Source organism: Pseudomonas sp. S10E 269 (genome assembly GCF_002798465.1).
Classification (GTDB): domain Bacteria; phylum Pseudomonadota; class Gammaproteobacteria; order Pseudomonadales; family Pseudomonadaceae; genus Aquipseudomonas; species Aquipseudomonas pergaminensis.
In genome coordinates this window covers 4,189,122-4,208,829 of sequence record NZ_PHIJ01000001.1, presented here as the reverse complement: position 1 = coordinate 4,208,829, position 19,708 = coordinate 4,189,122, and the positions used below count along the sequence as shown (strand labels likewise).

Below are 19,708 nucleotides of genomic sequence, written 5' to 3'. Positions count from 1 at the left end.
GGGCGTCTGGCAAAAAGATTTTGCGGTTTAGCTGACCAGTCAGGCAGGTTTCTTGCAATAGCCTATTCATGTGCCGTTTAGAAAAAATGCAGAAATGCAGGCTTACAAAGTCGGCGATAAGTTGTATACAATTACTCATCGCTACTACGACGAACAAGAAGGAAGACTGCAGTGAGCGCTGACTACCCACGCGACCTGATCGGTTACGGCAGTAACCCTCCTCACCCCCACTGGCCGGGCAAGGCGCGCATTGCGCTGTCTTTCGTACTCAACTACGAAGAAGGCGGCGAGCGCAATATCCTCCACGGCGACAAAGAGTCCGAAGCCTTCCTGTCGGAAATGGTCTCGGCCCAGCCGCTGCAGGGCGAGCGCAACATGAGCATGGAGTCGCTGTACGAATACGGCAGCCGTGCCGGCGTGTGGCGTATCCTCAAACTGTTCAAAGAATTCGATATCCCGCTGACCATCTTCGCCGTGGCCATGGCCGCCCAGCGCCACCCGGATGTGATCCGCGCGATGGTCGCCGCCGGCCACGAGATCTGCAGCCACGGCTACCGCTGGATCGACTACCAATACATGGACGAGGCCCAGGAGCGCGAGCACATGCTCGAAGCCATCCGCATCCTCACCGAACTGACCGGCGAACGACCGCTGGGCTGGTACACCGGGCGCACCGGCCCCAATACGCGGCGGCTGGTGATGGAGGAAGGTGGCTTTCTCTACGACTGCGACACCTACGACGATGACCTGCCCTACTGGGAACCCAATAACCCCACCGGCAAGCCGCACCTGGTGATCCCCTACACCCTGGACACCAACGACATGCGCTTTACCCAGGTGCAGGGTTTCAACAAGGGTGATGACTTTTTCGAGTACCTCAAGGACGCGTTCGACGTGCTCTACGCCGAAGGCGCCGAGGCGCCGAAAATGCTTTCCATCGGCCTGCATTGCCGCCTGATCGGCCGCCCGGCGCGCCTGGCGTCGTTGAAGCGTTTTATCGAATACGCAAAAGGTCATGAACAGGTGTGGTTCACCCGCCGCGTCGACATCGCCCGTCACTGGCACGAAACCCACCCGTACACGGGAGCCGCGAAATGACTGCGTTCCACACCTTGAAACCCTCGACCCTGAGCCGCGATGCATTCGTCGCAGCCTTCGCCGACATCTACGAACATTCGCCATGGGTGGCCGAAAAGGCCTTCGACCTGGGCCAGGACACTTCGATCGACCAGATCGAAACCCTGCACCAGCGCATGAGCGACATCCTGTTGAGCGCCGATCATGCCAGCCAGCTTATGCTGGTAGTCGCTCACCCGGACCTGGCCGGCAAAGCCGCCGTCCAGGGGCAACTCACCGAAGCCAGCACCAATGAACAGGCTGGCGCCGGTATTCACCAATGCACGGCCGAAGAGTTCTCGCGCTTCACCGAGCTGAACGATGCCTACAAGGCCAAGTTCAAGTTTCCCTTCATCATGGCGGTAAAAGGCAGCAACCGGCACCAGATCCTCGCCGCGTTCGAAACGCGCATCCACAACTCGGTGGACACTGAGTTCAAGTGCGCCCTGGACGAGATCAACAAGATCGCGTTGTTCCGCTTACTGACCCTCTAAACGACCATCCCCAGCCACTTTATCTAAGGCAGACAAGAAGAATGAAAGCTTACGCCGTACCTTTCGAAAAGTTCGTCAACCTGGCCGACGCCCGCCTGGGCACCAAGATCATCTCCGTCACCGATGACTGGTTCGCCGACGCCAACCGCCTGTTCCAGCCGACCCCGGCCGTGTGGAAGGAGGGCGTTTTCGATGACAACGGCAAGTGGATGGACGGCTGGGAGTCGCGCCGCAAGCGCTTCGAAGGCTACGACAGCGCGGTGATCCGCCTGGGCGTGCCGGGTTCGATCAAGGGCGTGGACATCGACACTTCATTCTTCACCGGCAACTACCCGCCGTCGGCGTCCCTGGAAGCCTGCTTCCTGGCCTCGGGCGAGCCTGACGAAAACACCCAGTGGGTGGAAGTGCTGTCGGCCGTCGAGCTGCAGGGCAACAGCCACCACTACCACGAGATCAACAACGACCAGGCATTCAGCCACCTGCGCTTCAACATCTACCCGGATGGCGGCGTGGCGCGTCTGCGTGTGTACGGCGTGCCGTTCCGCGACTGGTCTTCGGTGGGCGACAACGAACAGGTCGACCTGGCTGCTGCCTTGAATGGTGGCCGCGCGCTGGCGTGCTCCGACGAGCACTTCGGCCGCATGAGCAACATCCTCAACCCGGGCCGTGGCATCAACATGGGCGACGGCTGGGAAACCGCACGTCGTCGCACGCCAGGCAATGACTGGGTGATTGTCGCCCTGGGCCACCCAGGCGAGATCGAGAAGATCATCGTCGACACCCTGCACTTCAAGGGCAACTACCCGGACACCTGCTCGATCCAGGGCGCGTTCGTGAAGGGCGGCACCGACAGCCAGATCGAAACCCAATCGCTGTTCTGGCGCGAACTGCTGCCGGCGCAGAAGCTGGAAATGCACGCTGAACACACGTTTGCCGAGCAGATCAAGGCGCTGGGCCCGATTACCCACATCCGCCTGAATGTGTTCCCGGATGGTGGCGTGAGCCGCCTGCGCGTATTGGGCAAGGTAGCTAAGTAAGCGGTGAACCCATCGCAGGCAAGCCCGCTCCCACAGGGGAATGCATTCCCAGTGTGGGAGCGGGCTTGCCCGCGATGACAATAGATCAAACAACACAGTATTCGGATAAGAAGACAGCCATGCGCACACTGATGATCGAACCCCTGACCAAAGAAGCCTTCGCCCCTTTCGGAGACGTTATCGAAACCGACGGCAGCGATCACTTCATGATCAACAACGGGTCGACCATGCGCTTCCACAAACTGGCAACGGTGGAAACCGCCAAGCCAGAGGACAACGCCATCATCAGCATCTTCCGCGCCGACGCGCAGGACATGCCGCTGACCGTGTGCATGCTGGAACGACACCCGCTGGGCAGCCAGGCTTTCATTCCGCTGCTCGGCAACCCCTTTCTGATCGTGGTCGCGCCACTTGGCGATGTACCTGTATCGGGCTTGGTCCGCGCCTTCGTCACCAACGGCAGGCAGGGCATTAATTACCATCGCGGCGTCTGGCACCACCCGGTGCTGACGATCGAAAAGCGGGATGACTTCCTGGTGGTTGATCGCAGTGGCACAGGCAATAACTGCGATGAGCATTTTTTCAAAGAGGATGAGCGGTTGATCCTCGCCCCCCACCAATAAGAGAAGGTCTGATCACCCGACAACAAGGGTGACAGGCGAGAGGTAAAGACTGTGGAAGCACATTTGATGGAATGGCTGAACCTGAGCGTGCGCTGGGTTCACATGATCACGGGCGTCGCGTGGATCGGCGCTTCTTTCTACTTCGTCTGGCTGGAAAACAACCTCAATCGCGTCAACCCCAAGAGCGGCCTGGCCGGTGACTTGTGGGCGATCCACGGTGGCGGTATCTACCACCTGGAAAAATACAAACTGGCCCCTCCGACCATGCCGGACAACCTGCACTGGTTCAAATGGGAAGCCTATTTCACCTGGATGTCCGGCATCGCGCTGCTGTGCGTAGTGTTTTACTGGAACCCCACGTTGTACCTGCTGGCCCCCGGCAGCAGCCTCAGTGGTCCGGAAGGCGTATTGCTGGGCATTGGCTCATTGTTCGCCGGCTGGTTCATCTACTCCTTCCTCTGCGATTCGGCCCTGGGCAAGCGCCCTGCCCTGCTCGGTTTCATCCTGTTCGTGCTGTTGATTGCCGCCGCGTACGGCTTCAGCAAAGTGTTCAGTGGCCGTGGCGCCTACCTGCACGTGGGTGCAGTGATCGGCACCATCATGGTGGGCAACGTGTTCCGCATCATCATGCCGGCGCAACGTGCACTGGTCGCGGCGATCGCCGAGAACCGCACACCAGACCCGGCGCTGCCGGCCAAAGGCCTGCTGCGTTCACGGCACAACAACTACTTCACCTTGCCGGTGCTGTTCATCATGATCAGCAACCACTTCCCGAGCACCTACGGCAGCCAATACAACTGGCTGATCCTGGCCGGTATCGCGGTGGCGGCGGTGTTGGTGCGGCACTACTTCAACACCCGGCATAACAGCCAGAAGTATGCGTGGACGTTGCCGGTAGGCGCGCTGGCGATGATTTGCCTGGCGTATGTGACCGGGCCAAAACCGGTATCGACTTCGCCAGAAGTGGCCAAGGCACCCGCGGCAATCGAGTATCAGCCACTGCCGGAAACCGCAGTGGGTGGTGGCCTGAAACCTGCTGCACCTGCCGCACCGGCTGCTCCGGCGGCCGAACCGGCACCGGCCCAGGCCACCACCGATTTCGGCCAGGTCCACAGCGTGATCGAACAGCGTTGCACCGTGTGCCATTCGGCCAAGCCCACCAGCCCACTGTTCAGCACCGCGCCGGCTGGGGTGATGTTTGACACCCCGGCACAGATCCAGCAGCAGGCCGCGCGTATTCAAGCGCAGGCCGTAGCGAGCCAGATCATGCCGTTGGGCAACATCACCCAGATGACCCAGCAGGAACGGGACTTGATTGGCACTTGGATCAATCAGGGGGCCCGTACCAACTGACAGCCTGATGCAAATCCAATGGTGGGAGCGGGCTTGCTCGCGAGTGCGAGGGTTCAGTCACTTATGTTTTGAATGACACTCCGCTTTCGCGAGCAAGCCCGCTCCCACAGGGGCTTTGCAGCGTTTTCAAGCGCAAGTTCCACCCGGCAATTGAATGCCAAACAACACAACAATAAAAAGATCCGAGGTGTTGCATGACCGAGTTAGCCGAACCGCAGATTCCTGCCGCGCCCGCCATGGTGCGGCTGCCCCTCTTGCAACTGATTCTGGTAGGCCTGCAACACGTCTTGCTGATGTACGGCGGCGCCGTCGCCGTGCCCCTGATCATTGGCCAGGCCGCCGGTTTGAGCCGTGAAGAAATCGCTTTTCTGATTAACGCCGACCTGCTGGTGGCCGGGATCGCCACCATGGTGCAGTCGTTTGGCATCGGCCCGGTGGGCATTCGCATGCCGGTGATGATGGGCGCCAGTTTTGCCGCCGTCGGCAGCATGGTCGCCATGGCCGGCATGCCCGGCATCGGCTTGCAGGGGATCTTCGGCGCAACCATCGCCGCCGGGTTCTTCGGCATGCTGATCGCGCCGTTCATGTCCAAGGTCGTGCGCTTTTTCCCACCACTGGTGACCGGCACGGTGATCACCGCGATCGGCCTGTCGCTGTTTCCGGTGGCCGTGAACTGGGCCGGGGGCGGCAGTGCCGCCGCCACATTTGGCTCGCCGATCTACCTGGCGATTGCCGCACTGGTACTGGCCACCATCCTGCTGATCAACCGCTTCATGCGCGGCTTTTGGGTGAACATCTCGGTGCTGATCGGCATGGGCCTGGGCTACGCCTTGTGCGGTGCGCTCGGCATGGTCGACCTCAGCGGCCTGGCGATGGCGCCGTGGGTACAGGTGGTGACGCCGTTGCACTTCGGCATGCCCAAGTTCGAGTTGGCGCCGATCCTGTCGATGTGCCTGGTGGTGGTGATCATCTTTGTCGAATCCACCGGGATGTTTCTCGCGCTGGGCAAGATCACTGGCCAGGATGTCACGCCGAAGATGCTGCGCCGTGGCCTGTTGTGTGATGCCGGCGCGTCATTCTTTGCCGGCTTCTTCAACACCTTTACCCACTCTTCGTTTGCCCAGAACATCGGCCTGGTGCAGATGACCGGCGTGCGTTGCCGTTCGGTGACGATCATGGCCGGGGTCTTCCTGATTGTGCTGAGCCTGTTGCCCAAGGCCGCCTACCTCGTGGCATCGATTCCACCGGCGGTGCTGGGCGGCGCGGCCATCGCCATGTTCGGCATGGTGGCGGCGACCGGAATCAAGATCCTGCAGGAAGCCGACATCGCCGACCGTCGCAACCAGTTGCTGGTGGCGGTGAGTATCGGCATGGGCCTGATCCCCGTGGTGCGCCCGGAGTTCTTCGCGCAGCTACCGCTGTGGATGAGCCCGATTACCCACAGTGGTATCGCCATGGCCACGCTCAGCGCGTTGTCGCTGAATATCCTGTTCAACATTCTCGGTGGCGCTGAACGCCCTGAAGTCGCTCATACGCATTGATTCCCCCTGTTACTAAAAAGCAAAGAATAAAAACAATAACGAAACAGGGAACACAAGCATGCACACCCTTCACCTGGGGCCGGCCACAAGCCGTGCCCCATTCTCGCCCCACGCGCTCTGTTACAGCGCACTTGAGCCACGGCCTGGGAGCCAGTATTCTCCGCGCCCGCTCGAATCGACTCAAAAAAAAACAGCAAATGTAAAAGCTGACTGCAAGGCCAACTTATCCCGGCCTCATGTCTGCGGCCAAAGTGCGCAAACGTCCTCTGAATTCGACTGCATCCCATGCAGCCGACGGGGATTTTTTGGCTTTTTAAACACCTTGGCGCAGCTCTTGCTAAAAGCACTAAAGCTGACCGAACAGACGATTTTTGCAGCGAACCAAAAGGCGCCACACCAGAGCGTCTGCGTAGAAGAAAAACCATAAAACTTTAACTCGGGAGCAACCGAATGAAACCTATGTTCAAAGGCCTGATGCTGGCGGGATCCCTGCTGGCCGGTGGCCAAGCCGTGGCCGGTGACCTGTTGCAGTGGCAGAACAACAGCCTGACTTACTTGTGGGGCAAGAGCTTTACCGTCAACCCGCAGATCCAGCAAACCGTCACGTTCGAACATGCCGATGCCTGGAAGTACGGCGACAACTTCTTCTTCCTCGACCGCATCTTTTATAACGGCAAGGAAGACGGCAATGTGGGCCCGAATACTTACTACGGCGAGTTCAGCCCACGTTTGTCGTTCGGCAAGATTCTGGACAAGGACCTGTCATTCGGCCCTATCAAGGATGTATTGCTGGCACTCACTTACGAGTTCGGCGAAGGCGATAACGAGTCGTACCTGGTGGGCCCTGGTTTTGACTTGAACATCCCCGGTTTCGATTACTTCCAGTTGAACTTCTACCAGCGCCAGACCGAAGGCAATCGCCCGGGTGACGGTGTTTGGCAGATCACCCCGGTGTGGTCGTACACAATCCCGGTGGGCAACTCGAATATCCTGATCGACGGCTTTATGGACTGGGTAGTCGACAATGATACGAACGCCCGTGGTACTTACCACGCCAACCTGCACTTCAACCCACAAGTTAAATACGACCTGGGCAAAGCGCTGCATTGGGGCGACAAGCAGTTGTATGTGGGTTTTGAATACGACTACTGGAAGAACAAGTACGGGATTGAAGATTCGGGTGCATTCAAGACCAACCAGGACACGGCGAGTTTCCTGGTCAAGTACCACTTCTGACCCTGGCTGAGTTCCATGCCCCTCCCCCTGTAGGAGCCCGGCTTGCCGGGCGCCTACAGGTTCGGCGTGAGGCCTAGGAACCGCGACAACTCTTCACGCTTGGCCAACGCATCGCGCCGCCCCAACTCAATCAATTCGCTGCAATACCCCGCCTCGAACAGCAAGTAACTCAACACCCCTGCCCCGCTGGTCTTGGTCGCTCCCGGCCCGCGTAAAAACATACGCAATGCCGCCGGCAATTCCTGCCGATGCCGCGCCGCGATTTCATCGATGGGTTGGCTCGGTGCAATCACCAGCACCTCCACCGCCGCCACGCCAGGCGCGGCATGGCTGTACTGATTCAAGCGTTCCAGCAATTCGATGTCGCTTTCCAGGCTGTCAATGAACGTGCTGTTGAGCATGTGCCCGCCGATCTGCGCCAGGGTCGGCTCCTGGCCGGTGTAGGTGCGTTGCGTCGCCGGTTCATTGCCGCGCGGGTTGCCACTGACGCCGACCACCAGCACGCGGCTGGCGCCCAGGTGCAACGCCGGGCTGATCGGTGCCGATTGCCGCACGGCGCCATCGCCAAAATACTCCTGGTCGAGCTTCACCGGGGCGAACAGTAAGGGAATCGCCGAACTGGCCAGCAGGTGCTCAACCGTCAGTTGGGTCGGCACGCCGATGCGGCGGTGGCGTAACCAGGCGTCGATGGTGCCGCCGCCCTGGTAGAAAGTTACCGCTTGCCCGGACTCGTAACCGAAGGCCGTCACCGCAACGGCGTGCAGGTGCTTGTGGCGGATAGCCTCGTCGATGCCCTCAAGGTTCAAGCGCTCTTGCAACAATTCGCGCAACGGCGAGCTGTTCAGCAGTGCCACCGGCACTTGGGCACCAATGCCCAGCAGGCTGTGGATGAAAAAGCGGCCCGCCTGACGAATCACCCCCGGCCAATCGCTGCGCAGCACCAGATGGCTGCGAAAGCCCTGCCAGAACGCGGTCAGGCGTTGGATGGCGGCGGTGAAGTCCATGGCACCACTGGCCAGGGTTACTGCGTTGATCGCGCCGGCCGAGGTGCCGACGATCACCGGGAAAGGGTTCGGCGACCCTGGCGGCAACAACTCGGCAATGGCCGCCAATACCCCTACCTGATACGCCGCTCGCGCCCCACCGCCGGAAAGAATCAAGCCAGTAACCGGTTCAGCTGGGCGCATTGCGTCACTCCATGTGGGCCATCAAGGGAAGGTTCGGTCTTGTCAGCGGCGTTTTTCGTACAGCTTGGCTTCACCTGGCGGCCGGCTCTTGAAGCGGCGATGGGTCCACAGGTATTGCTCGGGGCATTCACGTACCGAGGCTTCGACCCACTGGTTGATGCGCAGGCAGTCGACTTCATCGCTCTCGCCGGGGAAGTCGGTCAACGGCGGGTGGATCACCAGGCGGTAGCCGCTGCCGTCGGCCAGGCGCTCCTGGGTGAACGGCACCACCAGCGCCTTGCCCAGGCGGGCGAACTTGCTGGTGGCGGTCACGGTGGCGGCCTGGATGCCGAACAGCGGCACGAAGATGCTTTGCTTGGCGCCGTAATCCTGGTCCGGTGCGTACCAGATGGCGCGGCCGGCGCGCAGCAGCTTGAGCATGCCACGCACGTCTTCGCGCTCCACGGCCAGGGAATCGAGGTTATGACGCTCGCGGCCACGGCGCTGGATATAGTCGAACAACGGGTTGCCGTGCTCGCGGTACATACCATCAATGGTGTGCTTCTGCCCCAGCAGCGCTGCGCCGATTTCCAGGGTGGTGAAGTGCAGGGCCATGAGGATCACGCCCTTGCCATCCAGCTGGGCCTGCTTGAGGTGTTCCAGGCCTTCGACGTGGGCCAGGCGCGCCAGGCGCTGGCGCGACCACCACCAGCTCATGGCCATTTCAAAGAACGCGATGCCGGTGGAGGCAAAGTTTTCCTTGAGCAAATGTTTACGCTCTTTGGCGGATTTTTCCGGGAAGCACAGTTCCAGGTTGCGTGCAGCGATGCGGCGACGTTCGCCGGCCACGCGGTACATACCCGCACCCAGCAGGCGACCAATCGCCAGCAGCGCACGGTACGGCAGTTGGGTGACCAGCCACAGCAGGCCGAGTCCCAGCCATAACAGCCAAAAACGCGGGTGAAAAAATACAGCTCGAAAACGCGGGCGATCCATTACAGATTCCGGTAAAGACAAGGGCCGCGCATTCTACAACGGTTCGACTCGGCTTGCGGCCCGTGAGTGTTCTCGTTATAAGTCTCGACACTTTTCGTGACAAGCCGCTTTTGCCGACCATGAGCCAAACCGAACCGCTAGACCAAGATCCCGTGTTCCAGCTGAAAGGCAGCATGCTCGCCATCACCGTGCTGGAACTCGCCCGTAATGACCTCGAGGCCCTGGACCGCCAGCTGGCCGCCAAGGTCGCCCTGGCGCCGAATTTCTTCAACAATGCCCCGCTGGTGCTGGCCCTGGACAAACTGCCCGCCGGCCAGGGCAGCATCGATCTGCCTGGCCTGATGCGTGTGTGTCGCTCCCATGGGCTGCGCACCCTCGCGATTCGCGCCAGCCGTATCGAGGACATTGCCGCCGCCATCGCCATTGAACTGCCAGTACTGCCACCGTCCGGCGCGCGCGAGCGTCCGCTTGAACCATTGGTCGGTGAAGAGAAGAAAAAACCGGAAAAACCACCCGAGCCTGCGATCAAGCCTACAAAGATCATCACCTCGCCCGTACGCGGCGGGCAGCAAATTTACGCCCAGGGTGGCGACCTTGTGGTGATCTCCTCGGTCAGTCCGGGGGCGGAACTTCTGGCCGATGGCAACATCCATGTATACGGCCCGATGCGCGGACGTGCCCTCGCCGGCATCAAGGGAGATACCAAGGCCCGTATTTTTTGCCAGCAGTTGACCGCTGAGCTAGTGTCCATCGCAGGCCAGTACAAGGTTTCAGAAGATTTGCGCCGTGATCCGCTGTGGGGGGCTTCGGTGCAGGTCAACCTGTCGGGCGATGTGTTGAACATCATCCGTCTTTAACGGATACTGCCGCATTTTCCAAGCATCTCTAGACTCTGATAGCACAGCGAAACCGGCAAGACTTGCGTAGGAATAATCGGAAGTGGCATTTCCCCTAGGGAAACCCCATCTTTTTCCTACAAAGGCTGTCCGCCTGCAGCGAGTTCCAAGAGATGTTTTTCAGGGACCGAAATGTCCTTTTTCCTTAGGGGTGAAACACCTTGGCCAAGATTCTCGTGGTTACATCCGGCAAGGGTGGTGTGGGTAAGACCACCACCAGCGCCGCTATCGGTACCGGTCTCGCTCTGCGCGGCCACAAGACAGTTATCGTCGACTTCGACGTCGGCTTGCGTAACCTCGACCTGATCATGGGCTGCGAGCGCCGCGTGGTGTATGACTTCGTCAACGTGGTCAACGGTGAAGCCAACCTGCAACAGGCCCTGATCAAGGACAAGCGCCTTGAGAACCTGTACGTGCTGGCCGCGAGCCAGACCCGTGACAAAGACGCGCTGACCAAAGAAGGCGTAGGCAAAGTCCTCGCCGAGCTGAAGGAAACCTTCGAATACGTGGTCTGCGACTCGCCGGCCGGTATCGAGACCGGTGCTCACCTGGCGATGTACTTCGCCGATGAAGCCATCGTGGTCACCAACCCGGAAGTGTCCTCCGTACGTGACTCGGACCGCATGCTCGGCCTGCTGGCCAGCAAATCCAAGCGCGCCGAGGAAGGCCAGGACCCGATCAAGGAGCACCTGCTGCTCACCCGCTACAACCCTGAGCGCGTCAGCAACGGCGAAATGCTGGGCGTTGAAGACGTGAAGGAAATCCTCGCCGTGACCCTGCTGGGTGTGATCCCGGAATCCCAGGCCGTCCTGAAGGCTTCCAACCAGGGTGTTCCAGTGATTCTTGACGACCAGAGCGACGCCGGCCAGGCGTACAGCGATGCCGTTGATCGCTTGCTGGGCAAGACCGTGGAACATCGCTTCCTCGATGTTAAGAAGAAGGGATTCTTCGAGCGTATCTTTGGAGGCAACTAAACAATGAAATTTCTCGACTTCTTTCGCGCCAACAAAAAGCCAAGTACCGCGTCGGTAGCGAAAGAGCGTCTACAGATCATCGTGGCGCACGAACGCGGCCAACGCAGCACGCCGGACTACCTGCCAGCCTTGCAGAAGGAACTGGTCGAGGTGATCCGCAAGTACGTCAATATCGGCAACGATGACGTGCATGTCGCCCTGGAAAATGACGGCAGCTGCTCGATTCTGGAACTCAATATCACCCTGCCTGATCGTTGATCGAAAAGGCGGCTGCCACGGCGGCTCGTTCACCCTGACCTGTTTTACGGGCCGGGTGGGCGAGCCGCCGTTGGCGTTTGTTACGAGGCTGTTTAATGCCGTTGTCCACTATCCATATCCTCTATCAGGACGACGCTGTCCTGGTGGTGAACAAGCCCACCCTGCTGCTCTCGGTGCCTGGCCGCGCCGATGACAACAAGGATTGCCTGATCACCCGCCTGCAGGAAAACGGCTACCCCGAAGCCCGCATCGTCCATCGCCTGGACTGGGAAACCTCTGGGATCATCCTGCTGGCCCGGGACGCCGATACTCACCGCGAACTGTCCCGCCAGTTTCACGACCGTGAAACCGAAAAGGCTTACACCGCCCTGGCCTGGGGCCAACCGGAACTGGACAGCGGCAGCATCGACCTGCCCCTGCGCTACGACCCGCCGACCAAGCCTCGCCATGTGGTCGACCATGAATTCGGCAAGCATGCGCTGACCTTCTGGAAGGTGTTGGAACGGTGTGGCGACTGGTGCCGCGTCGAGCTGACGCCGATCACCGGGCGCTCGCATCAGTTGCGCGTGCACATGCTCTCCATCGGCCACCCGCTGTTGGGTGATGGCCTGTATGCCCATGAGCAGGCCCTGGCCGCCTGGCCGCGCCTGTGCCTGCACGCCAGCATGCTGAGCTTCACCCACCCGCAAAGTGGCGAGCGTTTGCGCTTCGAGTGCCCCGCCCCTTTTTAAAGCTGCGAACGCAGTACATTGTGGGAGCTGGCTTGCCTGCGATAGCGGTCTATCTGTGCCAAATGCATTGACTGACACACCGCTATCGCAGGCAAGCCAGCTCCCACAGTAGTTTTGTGTGTTGCTCAAGAAGGTAGCTTCACGCCAAATCGCGAGCCAATACGGTAAACTCCGCGCATTGCTGTCTGGAGCTATTTATGCGCGAAGCGTTGAATCAAGGCCTGATCGACTTCCTCAAGGCCTCCCCTACTCCTTTTCATGCCACTGCTGCCCTGGCCCAGCGCCTGGAAGCGGCCGGCTACCAGCGTCTCGACGAGCGCGAAACCTGGACCACCGAGGCCAACGGGCGCTATTACGTCACCCGTAACGATTCCTCGATCATCGCCTTCAAGCTCGGCCGTCATTCGCCGCTGCAAGGCGGTATCCGCCTGGTCGGCGCCCACACCGACAGCCCGTGCCTGCGGGTCAAGCCCCAGCCTGAACTGCAACGCCAGGGCTTCTGGCAGTTGGGCGTGGAAGTCTACGGCGGCGCGCTGCTGGCGCCGTGGTTCGACCGCGACCTGTCCCTGGCCGGCCGCGTCACTTTCCGCCGCGATGGCAAGGTCGAAAGCCAGCTGATCGATTTCAAGCTGCCGATTGCCATTATCCCCAACCTGGCCATTCACCTGAACCGTGAAGCCAACCAGGGTTGGGCGATCAATGCCCAGACCGAGCTGCCGCCGATCCTCGCGCAATTTGCCGGTGACGAGCGCGTGGACTTCCGCGCCGTGCTCACCGAGCAGCTTGCACGGGAACATGGCTTGAACGCCGATGTGGTGCTCGACTACGAGCTGAGCTTCTACGACACGCAAAGCGCTGCGGTCATCGGCCTGAACGGCGACTTCATCGCCGGCGCACGCCTGGATAACCTGCTGTCGTGCTACGCGGGCCTGCAAGCCTTGCTCACCAGCGACAGCGAAGAAACCTGCGTACTGGTGTGCAACGACCACGAAGAAGTCGGCTCCTGCTCGGCGTGCGGTGCCGATGGCCCGATGCTGGAACAGACCCTGCGCCGCCTGCTGCCGGAAGGTGATGAATTCGTACGCACCATTCAGAAATCCCTGTTGGTATCGGCCGACAACGCCCACGGCGTGCACCCGAACTACGCCGAGAAGCACGACGCCAACCACGGTCCCAAGCTCAATGCCGGCCCGGTGATCAAGGTCAACAGCAATCAGCGCTACGCTACCAACAGCGAAACCGCCGGGTTCTTCCGCCACCTGTGCATGGCTCAGGAAGTGCCGGTGCAGAGCTTCGTGGTGCGCAGCGACATGGGTTGCGGCTCCACCATCGGCCCGATCACCGCCAGCCACCTGGGCGTGCGCACCGTGGACATCGGCCTGCCGACGTTTGCCATGCACTCCATTCGCGAACTGTGCGGCAGCCATGACCTGGCGCATCTGGTCAAGGTGTTGGGTGCGTTTTATGCAAGCCACGACCTGCCCTGATAATTAGGGCTGACTCGGTCAAAAATGTGGGAGCGGGCTTGCTCGCGAATGCAGAGTGTCAGTCAAAGATGTTGTGACTGATCCACCGCATTCGCGAGCAAGCCCGCTCCCACATTAGTTCTGCGTACACCTGATCTGCATCACCTGCATTTTCCGCAATCCGACCTAGACTTGTCAGTATTCCCACTCCGACAAGGCCGTCGCACCATGATCTCCATGTCCTCCTTCCACGCCATGCTTATCCCGATCATGATCGGCATGATCCTGTTGGCGGTAGGCTTCAACTTCCGTGACAAGCCCCTCGGCGTATTCGGCATGTGGATCGGCATGCTGCTGATCCTGGGCACCGTGGTGTACAAGATCCTCGCCAAACTGGCCGAATGACGATTGCACTCGTACACTCGGTCAATTCGTCGTTTCCAAGGTTGACCGCCTCGTGCTTTCCCGTCTGTTTGCCCTGCCCTGCTATTGCCTGATTGCCCTGCTCACCCTGCTGCCGCTCGCGCCTGCCCAAGCCGTGAGCTTGCCTGGCTTGCTGGGCAGTACCAATAAGACCCAACCCCAGGCCGAAGTGCCGCTCGGGCAGTCGTTGGACGAGGTGATCAAAACCCTGGAGAACGACCAGCAGCGTACCCAGTTGCTCACTGACCTGAAAAAACTGCGCGCCGCCACACAAAAAGCCCAGCCTGCCGCCGAGCAGGGGGTACTGGGGCTGATCGGCAGTACGCTGTCCGGTTTTGAGCATCAGTTCTCCGGCGCCGACAGCCCGTTGGGGCGCTGGTCCAACGAGGTCGACCTGGCCAAGGAAGAACTCAGCGCGCTGATGCTGCCGGCCAACGAATGGCTGCCGATCATTTTCGGGTTTGCCCTGATCCTGGCGGTCTGGAGCCTGCTCGCCGCCGCGCTGATCTGGCTCAGCCACCGCGTTCGCGAACGCTTCGGCCTGCCCGAAGAACTGCCGCAACACCCGCGCACCTGGGACATGGTGCGCTTTGCCCTGCGCAAACTCGGCCCGTGGCTGATCGCCCTGGTGATCACGGTCTACCTGAGCTATGCGCTGCCCTCGTCCCTGGGCAAATCCCTGGCGATGGTCCTGGCCTACGCGCTGGTGGTGGGCACCTGTTTTTCGGCCATCTGCGTGATTGCCTTCTCCGTGCTCGACGGTCCCCATCGTCATCGCGCGTTGTATATCCTGCGCCACCAGGCCTTCCGCCCACTCTGGTGGATCGGCAGCTTTGCCGCCTTCGGTGAAGCCTTGAGCGACCCGCGCTTGGTTCAGGCCCTGGGCCAGCACTTGTCCCATACGGCTGCAACGGTCGCCAATGTAATGGCGGCGCTGTCCACCGGCGTATTCATCCTGCGTTTCCGCCGGCCCATCGCCCACCTGATCCGCAACCAGCCACTGTCGCGCCGCCTGACGCGCCGCGCCCTCAGTGACACCATCGAAATCATCGGCTCCTTCTGGTACATCCCGGCGTTGTTGCTGGTGGGCATCTCGCTGTTCGCCACCTTTGTCTCTGCCGGCGATACCAGCACCGCCTTGCGCCAGTCCCTGCTGTGCACCGTGTTGCTGGTGCTGTGCATGGTGATCAACGGATTGGTGCGTCGCCACGCCCTCAAGCCGCAACGCGGGCACAAACGCCATGCGCTGTACTCCGAGCGCCTGAAAAGCTTCGTCTACACCCTGGCCCACCTGGTGGTATGGCTGGTGTTTATCGAATTAGGCCTGCGCGTGTGGGGCCTGTCGCTGATCCGTTTTACCGAAGGCGACGGCCATGAAATCAGCGTCAAGCTGTTCGGCCTCGGCGGCACGCTGCTGTTCGCCTGGCTGATCTGGATCCTCAGTGACACCGCGATCCATCACGCCCTCACCCGTTCGCGCAAAGGCCTGGCCAATGCGCGGGCGCAAACCATGATGCCGTTGATCCGCAACGTGTTGTTCGTGACCATCTTTATCATCGCCGCGATTGTCGCCCTGGCGAACATGGGCATGAACGTCACGCCGCTGCTGGCGGGTGCCGGTGTGATCGGCCTGGCCATCGGCTTTGGTGCGCAATCGCTGGTGGCAGACTTGATCACCGGCCTGTTCATCATCATCGAAGACTCCCTGGCCATCGATGACTACGTGGATGTCGGCGGCCACCTGGGGACGGTGGAAGGCCTGACCATCCGCACCGTGCGCTTGCGCGACATCGACGGCATCGTGCACACCATTCCGTTCAGCGAGATCAAGAGCATCAAGAACTACTCACGGGAGTTCGGCTACGCGATCTTCCGGGTGGCGATTCCCTACAACATGGAAATCGACGACGCCATCAAGCTGATGCGCGATGTCGGCCAGAAAATGCGCAACGACCCTCTGCAACGTCGCAATATCTGGTCGCCACTGGAGATCCAGGGCGTAGAGAGTTTCGAATCCGGCAGCGCGATCCTGCGCGCACGCTTCAAGACGGCGCCGATCAAGCAGTGGGAAGTGTCGCGGGCGTTCAACCTGTCGCTCAAGCGTCATCTGGATGAAGCCGGGCTGGACCTGGCCACGCCGCGCTTGAGTGTGCAGGTGGTGACCGCCGGCACGGTGCAGGAGAAAGATCAACAACAATAAACTCAGGAGAGGTCCTTATGCGTTTAACCGGTCTGACACACCAATGGGCGTTCGGCATGCTGTGCGCTGTAGCCAGCAGTGTCGTGGTTGCCGCCAGCAGCGACCAGGAGAGTGCCCGGGAGGCAATCGCCACCCAGGCAACGGCACTTGAGCCGGCGCTGCTGGAAACCCGACGCGACATTCACGCCCACCCTGAACTGGGCAACACCGAAACCCGCACGGCCGAGCTGGTCGCCAAACAGCTGCGTGACCTGGGCCTTGAGGTCAAGACCGGCGTCGCCCGCACCGGCGTGGTCGCCGTACTCAAAGGCGCCCTGCCCGGCCCGACCGTCGCCTTGCGTGCCGACATGGATGCACTACCGGTGAAGGAAGTCGCCGACTTGCCTTTCGCCTCCAAAGCCAAAGGCACCTACTTGGGCAAGGACGTCGACGTGATGCACGCCTGCGGCCACGACGCCCATGTCGCCATCCTGCTGAGCACTGCGAAGATCCTGACCGGCATGCGCGAACGCCTGCCCGGCACCGTGGTGTTCTACTTCCAACCGGCCGAAGAAGGCCCGAGTGATTTCATCCCCGACGGTAAAAATACCTGGGGGGCCAAAATGATGGTGCAAGAAGGCGTGATGAAGGCGCCCAAGCCGGACGCAGTGTTTGGCCTGCATGTGTGGGCGGGTGTACCCGCCGGCCAGATTGCCTACCGCCCGGGACCGACCTTGGCCAGCTCGGATGACTTGCGCATCAAGATCCTCGGCAAACAGACCCACGCCGGTCGCCCCTGGGACGGCATCGACCCGATCACCGTGGGCGCAGAGACCATCGTCGGCCTGCAAACCGTGGTCAGCCGCCGCACCGACATTTCCTCGTTCCCCTCAGTGGTGAGCATTGGCACCATCAACGGTGGCACGCGCTACAACATCATCCCTGAGTCGGTGGACATGACCGGCACCATTCGCTCCTACGACTACGGCATCCGCCAGAAACTGCACGCGGATGTGCGGCAGACCGTGGAAAAAATCGCCGAAAGCGGCGGCGCCAAAGCCGAAGTCACCATCATCGAGAAGTACGACCCCACCATCAACAACCCGGCGTTGACCGAGAAGATGCTGCCGAGCCTGCGCTGGGCGGCCAAGGATGACGTGGTGCAGGCCCCGCTGGTGGGCGGCGCCGAAGATTTCTCGTTTTATGCCAAGGAAACACCGGGGCTGTTTGTGTTCCTGGGGGTGACGCCGAGGGATCAGGACATGAGCAAGGCGGCGCCGAACCACAACCCGGGGTTCTTTGTGGATGAGTCAGCGCTGGTAGTGGGGGTGAGGACGTTGGCGTCGTTGGCGACGGATTACCTGTACGCCAACCAGGCACTGTAAAGCGTTTCTGTGGGAGCGGGCTTGCCCGTGATGGCGGTGTGTCAGGCAATGTATTCGATGACTGGTAGACCGCTATCGCGGGCAAGCGCGCTCCCACATTTGATTTGCGGTGCTTAAGCGAGCGTGGCGCCATCCATCTTCTGGCGCAGGCTCAGTGGACGCATATCGGTCCAGACTTCTTCGATGTAGGCCAGGCACTCTTTCTTCATGCCGCTCTTGCCCACGGTGCGCCAGCCTTCCGGCACAGCCTTGTAATCGGGCCAGATGGAATACTGTTCTTCATGGTTGACCACTACCTGAAACAGGATGTCGTCGCGGTCAAATACTGAGGTCATTGCTGTTCTCCATCGCTAAAAGGCTGGCTGCGCACCGCGCGCAGCACTGATATCTGTAGAAACGTACCGAACCGGAAAAAAATTAGAGGCTGGCGACCGCTGCCGCCAAAGCGCGCCCGAAGATATCCGCCACCCGGTCGATTTCAACAGCGGTGATCACCAGTGGTGGCAGGAACCGTACCACGCTGCCATGCCGGCCACCGAGCTCGAGGATCAGCCCACGCTTGAGGCATTCGCGCTGCACCAGCGGCGCCAGCTGGCGATGCACCGGCGGGTGGCCCTGGATGTCTGGCGTGCCAGTCGGGTCTACCAGTTCCACGCCGAGCATCAGCCCACGGCCGCGAATATCCCCCAGGTGCGGGAAGTCGCGCTGCAGGATGCGCAGGTGCTCACCCAGGCGCTCGCCCATGGTTGCGGCGTGACCGGCCAGGTCGTGGTCCTTGAGGTAGCGCATCACCGCCGAGCCCGCCGCCATCGCCATCTGGTTGCCACGGAAGGTCCCGGCGTGTGCGCCCGGCAGCCAGGTGTCGAGCCAGTCGCGGTACACCACCACCGCCAGCGGCAAGCTGCCGCCGATGGCCTTGGACATCACCACCACATCCGGAATGATGCCGGCGTGTTCAAAGGCGAACATCTTGCCGGTGCGGCCGAAACCGCTCTGGATTTCATCGACGATCAACGCCACGCCCGCCTGCTCGGTGATGCGTCGCAGGCCACGTAGCCAGTCGAGGTCAGCCGGAATCACACCGCCCTCGCCCTGCACCACCTCGACAATCACCGCCGCCGGCAGCAATACCCCCGCCTCAGGGTCATTCAGCAGGTTTTCCAAGTAGTGCAGGTTGACCTTCACCCCTTGCGCCCCGCCTAAACCAAACGGGCAACGGTAGTCGTAGGGGTACGGTAAGAATTGCACGCCATTGCCGAGCAAGGCGCCCAAGGGTTTCTTCGGCCCCAGGCTGCCCATCAGGCTCAAGGCACCCTGGCTCATGCCGTGGTAACCGCCCTGGAACGACAACACCGTGCTGCGCCCGGTGGCGGTGCGCACCAGCTTCAACGCGGCTTCCACCGCATCGGTGCCGGTGGGCCCGCAGAACTGGATCTTCGCTTCCCGCGTCAATGCCGGCGGCAACAGGCCGAACAGGTCCTGCACGAACTGGTCCTTGACCGGCGTGGTCAGGTCCAGCGTGTGCAGTGGCAGTTCATCGGCCAGCACTTGCTGGATGGCCTCGATCACCACCGGGTGGTTATGCCCCAACGCCAGGGTGCCGGCGCCGGCCAGGCAGTCGATGAAGCTGCGGCCTTCCACGTCTTCCACGTAAATACCCTTGGCGCGCTTGAGCGCCAGGGGAATACGCCGAGGGTAGCTGCGGGCGTTGGACTCCTGCTGGCGCTGGCGGGCGAGCAAGGGTGTTTCGTCGAACTGGTAGAGCGTTTCATGCACCTGGGCGTCTTCGATACGGCTGGTAGCGACTGACATTTCTCGATCCCTCAATTCGCTG

19 protein-coding genes are annotated in these 19,708 nt (G+C 61.0%); 15 read left to right on the top strand and 4 right to left on the bottom strand.

From position 1 onward, the window contains the following. The first annotated feature begins 171 nt into the window (after positions 1-171). From puuE to CWC48_RS19565, 7 genes are all read left to right on the top strand, one after another. Positions 172-1,098 (top strand): allantoinase PuuE, encoded by a 927-nt coding sequence (gene puuE, locus CWC48_RS19595; RefSeq protein WP_078049566.1) that lies wholly within the window; start codon positions 172-174, stop codon positions 1,096-1,098. Continuing rightward, positions 1,095-1,610 (top strand): 2-oxo-4-hydroxy-4-carboxy-5-ureidoimidazoline decarboxylase, encoded by a 516-nt coding sequence (uraD, locus tag CWC48_RS19590; RefSeq protein WP_078049567.1) that lies wholly within the window; start codon positions 1,095-1,097, stop codon positions 1,608-1,610. The genes puuE and uraD overlap by 4 nt, the downstream gene beginning before the upstream one ends. A gap of 41 nt (positions 1,611-1,651) precedes the next feature. Next, positions 1,652-2,647: an allantoicase gene (gene alc, locus CWC48_RS19585; RefSeq protein ID WP_078049568.1), complete on the top strand. Its 996-nt coding sequence runs from the start codon at positions 1,652-1,654 to the stop codon at positions 2,645-2,647. Between the two features lie 119 nt (positions 2,648-2,766). Then, the gene (locus tag CWC48_RS19580; protein ID WP_100490089.1) at positions 2,767-3,270 is read left to right on the top strand and encodes an ureidoglycolate lyase; all 504 of its coding nucleotides are present in this window, start codon (positions 2,767-2,769) and stop codon (positions 3,268-3,270) included. 51 nt (positions 3,271-3,321) lie between these two features. Next, positions 3,322-4,623: a urate hydroxylase PuuD gene (locus tag CWC48_RS19575; protein WP_078049569.1), complete on the top strand. Its 1,302-nt coding sequence runs from the start codon at positions 3,322-3,324 to the stop codon at positions 4,621-4,623. A gap of 194 nt (positions 4,624-4,817) precedes the next feature. Continuing rightward, a complete protein-coding gene (locus tag CWC48_RS19570) occupies positions 4,818-6,164 on the top strand; it encodes a nucleobase:cation symporter-2 family protein (RefSeq protein ID WP_016976352.1) in 1,347 nt (448 codons plus the stop codon). A gap of 450 nt (positions 6,165-6,614) precedes the next feature. Then, positions 6,615-7,400, top strand: coding sequence for an outer membrane protein OmpK (locus tag CWC48_RS19565; RefSeq protein ID WP_078049570.1), 786 nt, complete (start codon positions 6,615-6,617; stop codon positions 7,398-7,400). Positions 7,401-7,453: 53 nt separating this feature from the next. Here the strand turns inward: CWC48_RS19565 and CWC48_RS19560 are convergent, their stop codons facing one another. Together CWC48_RS19560 and CWC48_RS19555 are read right to left on the bottom strand one after the other, a co-directional pair. Continuing rightward, positions 7,454-8,587 carry a patatin-like phospholipase family protein gene (locus tag CWC48_RS19560; protein ID WP_100492424.1) on the bottom strand — a complete coding sequence of 378 codons (1,134 nt, stop codon included), beginning with the start codon at positions 8,585-8,587 and terminating at the stop codon, positions 7,454-7,456. 42 nt (positions 8,588-8,629) lie between these two features. Beyond that, the gene (locus tag CWC48_RS19555; protein ID WP_099492369.1) at positions 8,630-9,562 is read right to left on the bottom strand and encodes a lipid A biosynthesis lauroyl acyltransferase; all 933 of its coding nucleotides are present in this window, start codon (positions 9,560-9,562) and stop codon (positions 8,630-8,632) included. A 119-nt stretch (positions 9,563-9,681) separates the two neighbouring features. On the opposite strand from CWC48_RS19555, the gene minC reads away from it, so the two are divergent. The 8 genes from minC to CWC48_RS19520 all read left to right on the top strand — a co-directional run bounded on the left by minC (position 9,682) and on the right by CWC48_RS19520 (position 17,874). Then, on the top strand, positions 9,682-10,419 hold the full coding sequence (gene minC, locus CWC48_RS19550) for a septum site-determining protein MinC (RefSeq protein WP_078049573.1): 738 nt from the start codon (positions 9,682-9,684) through the stop codon (positions 10,417-10,419). Between the two features lie 200 nt (positions 10,420-10,619). After that, positions 10,620-11,432, top strand: coding sequence for a septum site-determining protein MinD (gene minD / locus CWC48_RS19545; protein WP_003175251.1), 813 nt, complete (start codon positions 10,620-10,622; stop codon positions 11,430-11,432). Between the two features lie 3 nt (positions 11,433-11,435). After that, positions 11,436-11,690, top strand: coding sequence for a cell division topological specificity factor MinE (gene minE, locus CWC48_RS19540; protein WP_003175252.1), 255 nt, complete (start codon positions 11,436-11,438; stop codon positions 11,688-11,690). A 95-nt stretch (positions 11,691-11,785) separates the two neighbouring features. Further along, a complete protein-coding gene (locus tag CWC48_RS19535) occupies positions 11,786-12,421 on the top strand; it encodes an RluA family pseudouridine synthase (protein WP_078049574.1) in 636 nt (211 codons plus the stop codon). 197 nt (positions 12,422-12,618) lie between these two features. Next, a complete protein-coding gene (locus CWC48_RS19530) occupies positions 12,619-13,908 on the top strand; it encodes a M18 family aminopeptidase (RefSeq protein WP_025854984.1) in 1,290 nt (429 codons plus the stop codon). Between the two features lie 207 nt (positions 13,909-14,115). After that, on the top strand, positions 14,116-14,292 hold the full coding sequence (locus tag CWC48_RS30375) for a hypothetical protein (protein WP_177409498.1): 177 nt from the start codon (positions 14,116-14,118) through the stop codon (positions 14,290-14,292). A 52-nt stretch (positions 14,293-14,344) separates the two neighbouring features. Next, entirely contained in the window at positions 14,345-16,510 is a 2,166-nt protein-coding gene (locus CWC48_RS19525; RefSeq protein ID WP_100492423.1) for a mechanosensitive ion channel family protein, read from the top strand. 17 nt (positions 16,511-16,527) lie between these two features. Beyond that, entirely contained in the window at positions 16,528-17,874 is a 1,347-nt protein-coding gene (locus CWC48_RS19520; RefSeq protein ID WP_100492422.1) for an amidohydrolase, read from the top strand. Positions 17,875-17,987: 113 nt separating this feature from the next. Here the strand turns inward: CWC48_RS19520 and CWC48_RS19515 are convergent, their stop codons facing one another. Both CWC48_RS19515 and CWC48_RS19510 read right to left on the bottom strand, forming a co-directional pair. After that, entirely contained in the window at positions 17,988-18,209 is a 222-nt protein-coding gene (locus CWC48_RS19515) for an MbtH family protein (RefSeq protein ID WP_065873388.1), read from the bottom strand. Between the two features lie 82 nt (positions 18,210-18,291). Next, positions 18,292-19,686 carry an aspartate aminotransferase family protein gene (locus CWC48_RS19510; protein ID WP_100492421.1) on the bottom strand — a complete coding sequence of 465 codons (1,395 nt, stop codon included), beginning with the start codon at positions 19,684-19,686 and terminating at the stop codon, positions 18,292-18,294. Positions 19,687-19,708 lie beyond the last annotated feature (22 nt).